The organism is Dyella halodurans (genome assembly GCF_026283925.1).
Taxonomy (GTDB): Bacteria; Pseudomonadota; Gammaproteobacteria; order Xanthomonadales; family Rhodanobacteraceae; genus Dyella; species Dyella halodurans.
Genome location: NZ_JAPDPF010000004.1, coordinates 184248 through 196898 on the forward strand (window position 1 = coordinate 184248; position 12651 = coordinate 196898).

Below are 12651 nucleotides of genomic sequence, written 5' to 3' on the forward strand. Positions count from 1 at the left end.
AGTCGACCATGCCGAGTTTCTTTATTGACCGCCCCATTTTCGCGTGGGTGGTGGCGATCCTGATCTCCCTGTGCGGCACCATCGCGGTGTTGAACATGGGTATCGAGTCGTATCCGAACATCGCCCCGCCGCAGGTGACGGTCAACGCGACCTACCCCGGCGCCAGCGCGGATACCACCGAGAAGACCGTCACCCAGGTGATCGAGCAGCAGCTGACCGGTATCGATCACCTGCTGTACTTCAGCTCCTCGTCCAGCTCCAGCGGCTCGGCGACGGTGACGCTGACCTTCGAGACCGGCACGGATCCGGACATCGCCCAGGTGCAGGTGCAGAACAAGGTGGCGCTGGCCAGCCCGCGCCTGCCTGCCGAGGTGAACCTGCAGGGCGTCGTGGTGGCCAAGAGCAACCCCGACTTCCTGATGTTCGTGGCGCTGACGTCGGACAACCCGCGCATCGACGGTGACAAGCTCACCGACATCGTGTCCTCGCAGGTACTGGACCAGATTGGCCGTATTCCGGGCGTAGGCAGCACCCGCCAGCTAGGCTCGGAATACGCCATGCGCGTCTGGCTCAACCCGGACAAGCTGCAGGGCTACAACCTCTCCGCGACGCAGGTGTTGACCGCGCTGCAGACGCAAAACGTGCAGTTCGCCGCCGGCTCGCTCGGTTCCGACCCGGCCGTCAACGGCCAGGGCTTCAGCGTCACCGTGTCGGCGGAAGGCCGCTTCGTCACGCCCAGCGAGTTCGAAAACATCATCCTGCGCGCCGACAGCGATGGCACCGTGGTCAGGCTTGGCGATGTCGCCCGCATCGACTTCGGGCCGCAGAGCTACGGCTTCGCCGCCACCTGGAACAGCACCGCCACCGGTTCGTTCGGCGTGCAGCTGCTGCCTGGCGCAAACGCGCTGGACGTGGCCACCGCCGTTCGCGCCAAGATGGACGAACTGGCCAAGAGCTTTCCGGAAGGCGTGACCTGGTTTGCGCCGTACGACAGCACCAGCTTCGTGAAGATCTCGATCAAGGAAGTGGTCCACACCCTGATCGAGGCAATCATCCTGGTGTTCCTGGTGATGCTGCTGTTCCTGCAGAACTTCCGCGCCACCATCATTCCGACCCTGGTGATTCCGGTCGCCCTGCTGGGTACCTTCCTGGGCCTGCTGCCGCTGGGCTTTACCATCAACCAGCTGACCCTGTTCGGCATGGTGCTGGCTATCGGCATCGTGGTGGACGACGCGATCGTGGTGATCGAAAACGTCGAACGCATCATGAGCGAGGAACACCTGTCGCCCAAGGAGGCGACGCGCAAGGCGATGGGCCAGATCACCGGCGCGGTGGTGGCCATCACCGTGGTGCTCGCCGCGGTGTTCGTGCCGTCGGCCTTGCAGCCGGGCGCCTCGGGCGTGATCTACAAGCAGTTCGCGCTGACCATCGCGGTATCGATGGGCTTCTCTGCCTTCCTGGCGCTGTCGTTCACACCGGCGCTTTGCGCGACCATCCTGCAGCCCACGCATACCCAGAAGAAAAACATCATCTACCGCAAGTTCAATGATGTCTTCGGCTGGGTGACCCAGACGTACACCGGCCACATCGGCAGTGCCGTCAAGCATGCGCCGCGCTGGATGATCGTGTTCGTGCTCATCGTGCTGTTGTGCGGCGTCCTGTTCACCCGCGTGCCGACCAGCTTCGTGCCTGACGAGGACCAGGGTTATGCGCTGGCCATCGTGACCTTGCCGCCAGGCGCCAGCCTGGAACGCACCAAGGACGTGAACCGGCAGATCCGCGAGGTGCTCTTGAAGGACGCGGCCGTCGATGGCGTGTTCCAGATCGCGGGCTTCAGCTTCGTCGGCACCGGTGAGAACACCGGCATGAACTTCATCCGCCTCAAGCCCTGGGGCGAACGCAACTTCAGCGACAAGCAGAAGCAGGCGAAGGCCGCCCATGACGAACAGGTCAAGGCCGGCAAGGCGACTGAGGTCAATCCGGACATCACCGCCACGGAGTTCATCCAGCAAGCGAACATGAAGTTGCACGGCATCCGCGATGCGCAGATCTTCGTGGTCAACCTGCCCACCATCCGCGGCCTCAGCCAGTTTGGCGGCATCGACATGTTCCTGCAGGCACGTGCCGGCCAGTCGCGCGATGAACTGACCCAGGCACGCAATGTCCTGCTGGGCAAGGCTGCACAGAGCCCGGCCCTGGTCGGTGTGCGTCCGAACACGTTGGAAAGCGCCCCGCAGCTGGATTTGAGCGTCGATCGCCAGCAGGCGCAGTCGATGGGCCTTTCGGTCAGCGACATCTACAACGCGATCCAGCTGATGCTGGCGCCGGTGTACGTCAACGACTTCTCCTACGGCGGCCGCGTGAAGCGCGTGATGGTGCAGGCCGATGCACCCTTCCGCATGGGGCCCGAAGCGCTGCAGCACATCTACACGCCCAGCACGCTGGCCACGGCCAGCAGCTCGCCTACCGTCAACAACATGATTCCCCTGGCAAGCGTGGTGCACACCAAGTGGGACCTGGCCGCACCGGCGCTGACCCGCTACAACGGCTATTCCGCGGTGGAAATCGTCGGTAACGAGGGGCCGGGGTACTCCACCGGCCAGGCCATGGGCGTGGTTGAGGGCATCATCAACGACAGTCTGCCCAAGGGCTTCGGCTACGACTGGACCGGTCAGTCCTACCAGGAAATCCTGGCGGGCAACTCGGCCACGCTGTTGCTGGTGCTATCCATCTTCATCGTGTTCCTGTGCCTGGCGGCGTTGTACGAGAGCTGGTCGATTCCGGTGTCGGTGCTGCTGGTGGTGCCGCTGGGTGTGCTCGGCGTAGTGGTGTTCACCATGCTGCGCGGCCTGTCCAACGACATCTTCTTCAAGATCGGCATGATCACGGTGATCGGCCTTGCCGCGAAGAACGCGATCCTGATCGTGGAGTTCGCGGTCGAGCAACAGCAGGAAGGCAAGACGCTGCGCGCCGGCGTGATCGAGGCGGCTCGCCTGCGACTACGCCCGATCCTGATGACGTCGATGGCGTTCATCCTGGGTGTGTTCCCGCTGTTCATCTCCACCGGTGCCGGCGCCAACGCCCGTCACGCCATTGGTACCGGCGTGATCGGCGGCATGCTGTTCGCCACCTTCCTGGGCCTGCTGCTGATCCCGGTGTTCTACGTGGTGGTGCGTCGCCTGCTCGGCGACAAGCTGGACGAGGCATCGCGCTCGATCCGCGGCAGCCACGGCGGCCCGGCAGCCGAAGGCGGCAGCGGCGGTACCACGCCACCGCCGCAGCAGGGTCCGGGCGGCATGCAGCCGTTCGATTCGGACCCGCGTCGCGGGGCCTGATCCGAACGCGGCGACAGCCGCGCCAAGTAAAACGAAAGCCCCGGTCGCGAGACCGGGGCTTTTTCTTGCTCAGGATGCGTGACGTGTATCAATCACTGGCGACGACCGCGTTTCTTCCGCGCTGCTTGGCCTGATAGAGACGTCGATCCACCAGCTCGACAAAGGACAGCCGTTCGTCGCCATGCCCTGGCACGACCGTGCCGACACCGATGCTGACGGTCAGCGCCTTGCCGGTCATCGAGCGCTCGTGGGGGATCCACTCGCTCGCGAGTAGTTCGCGGCATCGCTCGACGACGCGAAGTGCGGAGGCCGCATCCGTCTCCGGCAGCACCAGCACGAATTCCTCGCCGCCGAAGCGGGCAAGAAAGTCGTGGGTGCGATTCACGGCGGTGCTCAGCACGTTAGCCACCAGCTTGAGACAGTAATCGCCTTGCAGGTGTCCGTAGTGGTCGTTGTACTGTTTGAAGAAATCGATATCGAGCATGACCAGCGACATGGGCTTGCCACTGCGTCGTGCGTTGGCCCACTCCTCTTCAAAGACGGCATCGAAGCGGCGCCGGTTGGCGATGCCCGTCAAGCCGTCCTTGTACGACAACGCTTCCAGCTCGCGTTGCAGATCAAGCAATCGCTGCTCGGTGCGCTTGCGCTCGCTGATGTCGAACATGAAGCCGACCAGTGAGTCGACGGAGCCGTCGTCGTTGCGCACCACGTGCACTACGTCGCGAATCCACACGTACTCTCCGTTCTTGCACAGCGCACGGTAGTCGGCTTCGTGATCGACACCGGCTTTCGACTGCGCCACGCAAAATGCCACGGCCCAGTCCCGATCCTCTGGATGCATGCGATCGGCCCAGTCCTGCACACTTACCCAGCTCGAGGGTTCCCAGCCCAGCAAGGCCTCGATCTGGGGTCCGACGTAGGCGAAGGCCATGGTGTTCCAGTCGATCTTCCATGGAATGGCCTTGGTCGACTCCAGCAAGGCCTTGTAGACCGTGCCCTCGGCATCCTCGAAGTTCGTCGCGCCATTCCGCGCGCTATCCAGCACTTGCGATGACATGGTTTCCCCCTGAGCCAGGTGCCAGCTGATGGCTAGCCGTACCCGATCAGGCCCGACAGGCAGGGGGACAGTCAACTGTCGTGGCCCTTGGCTTGCCGAAAGCAGTCGCCCGAGACGCATGCGGCATCGCTATCGCGGTCGGACCATACCGGTTCGGCTGGATGAGCTGCCGGCGAGTCCTGCCAGGCGGACTGATCAGGCTCTGGCAGGCCGTGGCATGGCCTGATGCCTCGATGCGGGCGGTGTGGGCCGATGATTCGCCATGATGAAACTCAAGGACTTGTCGAGCGCAAGTCGCCATCCTTGGCGGGAGGGCCTGGCTCCCTGGCGAATCGCAAGTATTTACGCTTGCGCGCCCGGCGTCAACAGCTCCGCTCGAGCCGGCTGGAAACGAAAACGCCCGGCAGGTCATCCCGGCCGGGCGTTTCAACACAGCCAGCAGGCCGGTCAGCGCAAACCGGTTTCCGCGCGCGCAATCACCAGGCGCTGGATTTCGCTGGTGCCTTCGTAGATCTCGGTGATCTTGGCGTCGCGGAAGTAGCGCTCCAGCGGCATCTCCTTGGAATAGCCCATGCCGCCGTGGATCTGCACGGCCTGATGGGCAATCCACATCGCTGCCTCGGAAGCCGTGAGCTTGGCCACGGATGCCTCGGTGCCGAAGCGTCCACCATTCTTCTCCGCCTCGCCCTTGGCCCAGGCCGCGCGCAAGGTGAGCAGGGTTGCCGCATCGAGCTTGCACTTCATGTCGGCAATCTTGGACTGCGTCATCTGGAACGTGCCGATCGGATGGCCAAATGCCTTGCGGTCACGCGACCACTGCAGGGTCGCCTCATACGCGGCGCGGGCAATGCCCACCGACTGCGAAGCGATACCGATACGGCCCGCGTCGAGCACGCCCATGGCGATGGAGAAGCCCTTGCCCTCGTCGCCGAGCAGGTGGTCCTTCGGCAGCACGTAGTCGGTGAATTCGATTTCGCAGGTGGCCGAGGCGCGAATACCGAGCTTGGGCTCGGTCTTGCCGGCGTGGAAGCCCGGCAGCTGCGTATCAACGATGAAGGCCGACACACCCTTGGCGCCGATGCCCGGCGTGGTGATGGCGAACAGGATGATGTAGCGCGCCACCGGGCCGGAGGTAATCCAGCTCTTCTTGCCGTTGATGACCCAGTCGCCATCGGCATTCTTGACGGCACGGGTATGCATCGCCGAGGCATCCGAACCCGACTGCGGCTCGGTCAGGGCATACGCGCCAATGGCCTCGCCCTGCGCGATCGCCCGCACGAATTTCTGCTTCTGCGCCTCGGTGCCGTGCTTGAGGATGCCGTTGCAGAACAGCGAGTTGTTGACCGACATGATCGTCGACGTAGCGGCATCGGCGGCGGCGATCTCGATCACCGCCAGCACATAAGCGATCGGGTCCATGCCCGCACCGCCGTACTCGGTCGGCACTTCGATACCCATCAGGCCCAGCTGTCCCATCTCGCGGATGTTCTCCAGGGGAAACTCGCCCTTGGCATCCAGCTCGGCCGCAACCGGCATGATGCGCTTGTGGGCGAAATCACGGGCGATGGACTGGATGGACAGTTGGTCTTCGGTAAATCGGAAATCCATGGACTACTCCGGAACTTGAGTCAGCCCGCTATTTTAGCCCGCCGAGCGTGACGAGCCGTGTGCGGGTGCAGCAAGAACCTCAACGCCTTTGTAGGAGCGCACCCTGTGCGCGATCAGGCGTTACCGCTGCGTAGGCTTTTCGCGCACAGGGTGCGCTCCTACATCGAATAGACCGCGGTTCTTCTTGACGCATGGCACGGAGGAGCCTAGCCTTGCGTATCTCTTTATCGCGATATAAGGATGCTAGATGGACTTGGCCACCGCCTCCAGTGTGCTGCGCCTGCTGGCGGACCCGACCCGTGTGCGCCTGCTCGCCCTGCTGGAACGCGAGGAACTCACCGTGGCCGAACTGGCTGCCGTGCTGCATCTGGCGCAACCGCGCGTGTCCACCCATCTGGCCAAGCTCAAGGAAGCCGACCTGGTGCGCGACCGCCGCGCTGGCGTATCGGCGTATTACCGCGCCAACAATGAGAGCGACGAACAGCAGCAGGCGCTGCTGAAGTCCCTGCGCGACAGCATCAATGATGCCTTGCTGCGCGAAGACGCCGCGCGCCTGCCTGGCGTGCTGGCCCAGCGCGCACGCTCGGAAGGCTGGGCCGATACCGTGGCGGGCGATATGGAGCGCCACTACTCGCCGGGTCGCACCTGGGAGACGTTGGCGCGCTCGCTGCTGCAGTTGCTGGAAACCGGCGATGTGCTGGATATCGCCTCCGGCGACGGCATCACCGCCGAACTGCTCGCCCCGCATGCACGCTCCATCGTGTGCGTGGACAGCAGCGAAAGAGTGGCCGAAGCGGCGGCACAGCGGCTGAAGCCCTTCACCAATGTCGAGGTTCGCCACGGCGACATGCATGCCCTGGACCTGGGCGAGCGACGCTTCGACCTTGTCCTGATGCTGCACGCCCTCACCTATGCGGAACAGCCCGCCAAAGCCGTGGCCGAGGCCTCGCGCCTCCTGCGCCCGGGCGGACGACTGCTCGCGGTGACGCTCGGCAAGCATGATCACCGCGCCGTGGTCGAGCCCTTCGATCACCTCAATCTTGGTTTTTCTGCCGATGAACTGGGCGGCTTCGCCCGTTCTGCCGGACTGGATGTACTGAGCTGTACCCGGCTTAGCCGCGAACGCAAGGCGCCTCACTTCGAAGTGACCAGCCTGCTCGCGCGCAAGCCTTGAATCGAGAATCCCCATGAGCATGCTGCCCTGGCTACACCCCGAACGCGTCGCCCTGCTGGAGCGCCTACTGCGCGAACGCATCCTCATCATCGATGGCGGCATGGGCACCATGCTGCAACGCCATGAACTCGACGAAACCGCGTTCCGCGGCGAGCGCTTCGAGGCGGGCCACGACAGCGCTCAAGCGCACGACCATCCGGGCAGTTGCGACCTCAAGGGCAACAACGACCTGCTGACCCTGACCAATCCGGACATCATCCGCGGCGTGCACGAGGCCTATCTCGAAGCCGGCGCGGACCTGGTCGAAACCAATACCTTCAATTCCACCCGCATCAGCCAGGCCGATTACCACCTCGAACACCTCGCCTACGAGCTGAACCTGGCGGGTGCGCGCCTGGCCCGTGCCGCCTGCGACGCGATCGAGGCGAAGACACCGGACAAGCCCCGCTTCGTCATTGGCGTACTCGGCCCCACCAGCCGCACGGCATCGCTGTCACCGGATGTGAATGACCCGGGCTTCCGCAACGTCAAGTTCGAAGAGCTGGCCCTCAACTACACCGAAGCGGCAAGCGGCCTCATCGATGGTGGCGCCGATATCGTCATGGTCGAGACCATCTTCGACACGCTCAACGCCAAGGCGGCGCTGTTCGCCCTCAGCGAGCTGTTCCACCAGCGCGGCAACCGCGTGCCGGTGATGATCTCCGGCACCATCACCGACCGCTCCGGCCGCACCTTGTCCGGCCAGACCGCCGAGGCGTTCTACTACTCCGTGCAACATGCGCGCCCGCTTTCCGTGGGCCTCAACTGCGCACTGGGCGCTGCCGACCTGCGTCCGCACGTGCAGGTGCTGGCCAATGCCGCCAGCTGCTTCGTCAGCACGCATCCGAATGCCGGCCTGCCCAACGCGTTCGGCGAATACGACGAAACGCCGGAGCAGATGGCCTCGGTGATCGGCGGCTTCGCCCGCGACGGCCTGCTGAACCTGGTCGGTGGCTGCTGCGGCACCACGCCGGCCCATATCAAGGCCATTGCCGATGCCGTGCGCGACTGCGCGCCGCGCGCACTTTCTTCTGACCATTCCAAGGCTGCCTGAGCTCCGATGATGCCCCGTCACACCCGTCTCTCCGGCCTGGAACCGCTGGTCATCACACCTGACCTGCTGTTCGTCAACGTCGGCGAGCGCACCAATGTCACCGGCTCGGCCCAATTCAAGAAGCTGATCAAGGAAGACCGCTACGAAGAGGCCGTGGACGTCGCGCGCCAGCAGGTCGCCAACGGCGCGCAGATCATCGACGTCAACATGGACGAAGGCCTGATCGACTCGGAGGCGGCGATGACGCGCTACCTCAACCTGATCGCCGCCGAGCCCGACATCGCCCGCGTGCCGGTGATGGTCGATTCGTCCAAGTGGACGGTGATCGAGGCCGGCCTGCGCTGCCTGCAGGGCAAGGGCATCGTCAACTCCATCTCGATGAAGGAAGGCGAGGACGTCTTCCTCGAACACGCGCGCAAGGTGCAGCAATATGGCGCCGCGGTCGTCGTTATGGCGTTCGACGAGCAAGGCCAGGCCGATACCTGCGAGCGCAAGGTGGAGATCTGTTCGCGCGCCTACGAGCTACTCACCACACGGCTCGATTTCGCACGCGAAGACATCATCTTCGACCCGAACATCTTCGCCATTGCCACCGGCATCGAGGAACACAACAACTACGCGGTGGACTTCATCGAGGCCACCCGCGAGATCAAGCGTCGTTTCCCCGATACCCATGTGTCGGGCGGCGTGTCCAATGTGTCGTTCTCGTTCCGCGGCAATAACACCGTGCGCGAGGCGATCCACTCGGTCTTCCTGTATCACGCGATCCAGGCCGGCATGGACATGGGCATCGTCAACGCCGGCGCGCTGATGATTTACGACGACGTGCCGGAAGAGTTGCGCGATCGCGTCGAGGACGTGGTGCTCAACCGTCGACCCGACGCCACCGAGCGCCTGCTGGAGATCGCCGAGAAATTCAAGGCGAAGAAGGGCGAAGTGGTGGTCGAAAACCTCGCATGGCGCGAGAAGTCCGTGCGCGAGCGACTCAGCCACGCGCTGGTGCATGGCATCGATCAGTTCGTCAACGAGGACACCGAGGAGGCGCGCCAGCTTTCCACGCGTCCGCTGGACGTGATCGAAGGCCCGCTGATGGATGGCATGAACGTGGTCGGCGATCTGTTCGGCGCCGGCAAAATGTTCCTGCCGCAGGTGGTCAAGTCCGCCCGCGTGATGAAGAAGGCCGTGGCCTACCTGCTGCCTTATATCGAGGAAGAGAAGCTTCGCACCGGCGACATGGGCAAGAACAACGGCACCATCGTCATGGCCACGGTCAAGGGCGACGTGCATGACATCGGCAAGAACATCGTCGGCGTGGTGCTCCGCTGCAACAACTTCGAGGTGATCGACCTCGGCGTGATGGTGCCGGCGCAGAAGATCCTCGACACCGCGCGCGAGCACAACGCCGACATCATCGGTCTCTCCGGTCTCATCACTCCTTCGCTGGAAGAGATGAGCCAGGTCGCGCGCGAAATGCAGCGACAGGATTTCCACATCCCCTTGCTGATTGGCGGCGCGACGACCTCTCGCGCGCATACCGCGCTGAAGATCGAGCCGCATTACAAGTCCCCCACCGTGTGGGTCAAGGACGCCTCCCGCGCCGTCGGCGTGGCGCAATCGCTGGTCAGCAAGGACCTGGTCGATGCGTTCATGACCAAGATCCGCGCCGAGTACGCCGAAGTACGCGAGCGCCATCGCAATCGCGGCCCCGGCAAGCAACTGGTGTCGCTGGAAAAGGCACGCTCCCAGCGATTCACCTGCGACTGGACGAATTACCAGCCGCCGCAGCCACGCCAGCCCGGCATCACCGTGTTCGACGAGTACGATCTCGCCGAGTTGCGGACGTATATCGACTGGACGCCGTTCTTCAATGCCTGGGAGCTGGCGGGCCGCTATCCCGCGATTCTCACCGACGACATCGTTGGCGCCCAGGCCAGCGAACTCTTTCGCGATGCCCAGTCCATGCTGGACCGGATCATCGCCGAGCGCTGGCTGAGCGCGCGCGGCGTGATTGGCTTCTGGCCTGCCGCGCAGGCCGGCGACGACACCGAGGTCTATGGCGCCGACGGCGCGAAGCTGGCGACGCTGCATCACCTGCGCCAGCAGGTGGACAAGCCGGTCGAGCGCCCCGATTTCTCGCTGGCCGATTTCGTCGCGCCCAAAGATGCGAGCAAACAGGACTGGATCGGTGGCTTCGCCGTCACCGCCGGCATCGGCATCGAGGAGCACGTGAAGCGCTTCGAGGCCGCGCATGACGACTACTCGTCGATCCTGCTCAAGGCACTGGCCGACCGCCTGGCGGAAGCGTTCGCCGAGCGCATGCATGAGCGCGTACGGCGCGAATTCTGGGGCTATGTGCCCGATGAGACACTCGATAACGAGGCGCTGATCAACGAAACCTATCGCGGCATCCGCCCTGCCCCCGGCTATCCGGCCTGTCCCGACCACACCGAGAAGCGCACGTTGTTCCAGTTGCTCGATGCCACGCGCAACACCGGCATCGAACTCACGGAAGGCTACGCCATGTACCCGACCGCCGCGGTCTCCGGCTGGTATTTCTCGCACCCTGACAGCCAGTACTTCGTGGTCGGACGCATCACCCGCGAACAGGTCGACGACTATGCCAAGCGCAAGGGCTGGACGCGCGAGGAAACCGAACGCTGGCTGGCTCCCAACCTCGACTACGACCCGGACTGAGGTCTGGGGGAAGGCCCGAGGAAGTAACAGCTCGTCATTCCCGCGAAAGCGGGAATGACGGCTTGTTCAGACCTTCCCTAGAGGCGCTTCTACAGTTACACCTCGCTTTCGACCAGCGAGCGGCGCTTCACTTCGCGCATGTGCACGACCAGGTTGTAGACCGACACGAACGACGGGAAGAAGTTGGAAAGAATGCCGACCGAGTCGTTCTTGCCAAAAATGAAATAGGACAGCAGCAAGGCGCTGCCGATCACCGACAGCCACCAGAACGACAGCGGCATCACCACCCTTTTCAGCTTGCGCGTGTAGTAGAGCTGCACAAACCAGCGGCTGGTGAACATCACCGATCCCAGGAAACCAACGATCTTCCAGGGGGTGAATTCGAACCGCTGCAGGGATTCGAGGATGTGGGTAAATTCGTGCTGCAGGAAGTCCATGAGCCTGGCGCCGCGGGGAAAACGGGCTATTGTACCCATCAACCTTTCAGCCAACTGCACGGCCGTCCGACGCCTCCGGGCCGGAGTCTTGACCTGCCGCCCCGTCCCCCGTATATTAGCGCGCTCTCGGCGGGCGATTAGCTCAGCGGTAGAGCACTGCCTTCACACGGCAGGTGTCGCAAGTTCGATCCTTGCATCGCCCACCATCGAGATTCAACGACTTAGGCCACCCACTCAGGTGGCCTTTTTCGTTTGCAGTTTCGCCGTGCCAGATAAGTGTCAAAGAGCCCGAGACATCAAAGGCCCTTCGGAAAAAGGGCGATGCTCAACGCTCTCAAATCGCGCTCCTCGCCAGGACTGGTTGCTGAGGGTCACGGATGCCCATCAGTCCGGCTGACCAGAAGCCCGTCCGCTTCGGGAGATTCGCCACGCCGACGACCGAAATCGCCCAGGTGCAACGTACGGCATGGCCTCTTACACAGCACTCGAGAGCAGTCTGGACCCGGACGACTTTCACTGCACCGGTCGCTACTACAAAGGCTTCAGGCCGACTCGGTCCAGTGGTCACGAAGAAGAAACCTGAGCCGTTCCAGTGCCTGTTTATGCAGTTGGGAAATGCGTCCCTTGGTTACCTTCAGCCTTTCGGCTACTTCGACGAACGGAAGGTGGTGGTAGTAGTGCATGACGACTACAAAGCGCTCCTTTTCCGGCAGTAATTTGACGAACTCGGAGACCAGCGCATCCCTCTCCCGTTCCTCGGCAGCCGTGTACGCGTCCGCGTGAGCCGCCGGCACCGGAAGCGATTGCGCATCCAACAAGAAGCCCAGCCCAAGTCCTACCGCCGTGGCAACGAAGGCTTCAAGCGGATCGTCATAGCTATCCTCCTGAATGGACATGGCGCGCTCACGTACGGCGTTGCGGGCTTCGTCCTTGTCGCTAACGCGCCCCGAAGGATGCAAGAGCTGCCGGAGTCCATTGAAGACAGAGCCACGCACGCGAAACCTGGCATAAGGTTCGAAGTCGACACCGCGGGAAGGATCGAAGCGGTCAATCGACTCCAGCAGCCCGATCAACGCGTTCTGGGCGCAGTCTTCCCAGATGTTTGAGGCACCGTAGATGCGGCAATACACGGACCGAGCGACCTGACGCGCCCAGTCCGAATGGCGGACGACCAGCTCGCTTCTGGCGTCGACGTCATGATGGTCTCTCCAACGATCCCATAGCTGACGTTCGTTCGCGTCCAAGCCAGGGCC

General features: G+C 63.4%; 8 protein-coding genes and 1 tRNA gene. 5 read left to right on the forward strand and 4 right to left on the reverse strand.

Annotation, left to right across the window (positions count from 1 at the left end; translation table 11 throughout):
- Window positions 1-8: 8 nt before the first annotated feature.
- Window positions 9-3335 (forward strand): multidrug efflux RND transporter permease subunit, encoded by a 3327-nt coding sequence (locus tag OUZ49_RS09920; RefSeq protein ID WP_266150222.1) that lies wholly within the window; start codon window positions 9-11, stop codon window positions 3333-3335.
- Between the two features lie 88 nt (window positions 3336-3423).
- On the opposite strand, the gene OUZ49_RS09925 is transcribed toward OUZ49_RS09920, so the two are convergent.
- Both OUZ49_RS09925 and OUZ49_RS09930 read right to left on the reverse strand, forming a co-directional pair.
- On the reverse strand, window positions 3424-4392 hold the full coding sequence (locus OUZ49_RS09925; protein ID WP_266150223.1) for a GGDEF domain-containing protein: 969 nt from the start codon (window positions 4390-4392) through the stop codon (window positions 3424-3426).
- A gap of 447 nt (window positions 4393-4839) precedes the next feature.
- Complete coding sequence (locus OUZ49_RS09930; RefSeq protein WP_266150224.1) at window positions 4840-6000, reverse strand: acyl-CoA dehydrogenase family protein; 1161 nt, start codon at window positions 5998-6000, stop codon at window positions 4840-4842.
- A 247-nt stretch (window positions 6001-6247) separates the two neighbouring features.
- Between OUZ49_RS09930 and OUZ49_RS09935 the strand changes: the two genes are divergently transcribed.
- From OUZ49_RS09935 to metH, 3 genes are read left to right on the forward strand one after another with little or no spacing between them, the layout of a single operon-like run.
- Entirely contained in the window at window positions 6248-7174 is a 927-nt protein-coding gene (locus OUZ49_RS09935; protein ID WP_266150225.1) for an ArsR/SmtB family transcription factor, read from the forward strand.
- 13 nt (window positions 7175-7187) lie between these two features.
- Window positions 7188-8267, forward strand: coding sequence for a homocysteine S-methyltransferase family protein (locus OUZ49_RS09940; RefSeq protein WP_266150226.1), 1080 nt, complete (start codon window positions 7188-7190; stop codon window positions 8265-8267).
- 6 nt (window positions 8268-8273) lie between these two features.
- A complete protein-coding gene (gene metH / locus OUZ49_RS09945; RefSeq protein WP_266150227.1) occupies window positions 8274-10961 on the forward strand; it encodes a methionine synthase in 2688 nt (895 codons plus the stop codon).
- Window positions 10962-11056: 95 nt separating this feature from the next.
- Here the strand turns inward: metH and OUZ49_RS09950 are convergent, their stop codons facing one another.
- Window positions 11057-11398: a lipid-A-disaccharide synthase N-terminal domain-containing protein gene (locus OUZ49_RS09950; protein WP_266150430.1), complete on the reverse strand. Its 342-nt coding sequence runs from the start codon at window positions 11396-11398 to the stop codon at window positions 11057-11059.
- A gap of 131 nt (window positions 11399-11529) precedes the next feature.
- On the opposite strand from OUZ49_RS09950, the gene OUZ49_RS09955 reads away from it, so the two are divergent.
- Window positions 11530-11604, forward strand: a tRNA-Val gene (locus OUZ49_RS09955).
- Window positions 11605-11940: 336 nt separating this feature from the next.
- Here the strand turns inward: OUZ49_RS09955 and OUZ49_RS09960 are convergent.
- Window positions 11941-12642, reverse strand: a complete 702-nt coding sequence (locus tag OUZ49_RS09960; protein ID WP_266150228.1) for a sigma-70 family RNA polymerase sigma factor — start codon at window positions 12640-12642, stop codon at window positions 11941-11943.
- Window positions 12643-12651 lie beyond the last annotated feature (9 nt).

Coding starts and splice junctions, on each gene's coding strand:
- OUZ49_RS09940 (WP_266150226.1), top strand. CDS start 7,188: ATGAGCATGCTGCCCTGGCTACACCCCGAACGCGTCGCCCTGCTGGAG.
- OUZ49_RS09935 (WP_266150225.1), top strand. CDS start 6,248: ATGGACTTGGCCACCGCCTCCAGTGTGCTGCGCCTGCTGGCGGACCCG.
- metH (WP_266150227.1), top strand. CDS start 8,274: ATGATGCCCCGTCACACCCGTCTCTCCGGCCTGGAACCGCTGGTCATC.
- OUZ49_RS09930 (WP_266150224.1), bottom strand. CDS start 6,000: ATGGATTTCCGATTTACCGAAGACCAACTGTCCATCCAGTCCATCGCC.
- OUZ49_RS09925 (WP_266150223.1), bottom strand. CDS start 4,392: ATGTCATCGCAAGTGCTGGATAGCGCGCGGAATGGCGCGACGAACTTC.
- OUZ49_RS09950 (WP_266150430.1), bottom strand. CDS start 11,398: ATGGACTTCCTGCAGCACGAATTTACCCACATCCTCGAATCCCTGCAG.
- OUZ49_RS09920 (WP_266150222.1), top strand. CDS start 9: ATGCCGAGTTTCTTTATTGACCGCCCCATTTTCGCGTGGGTGGTGGCG.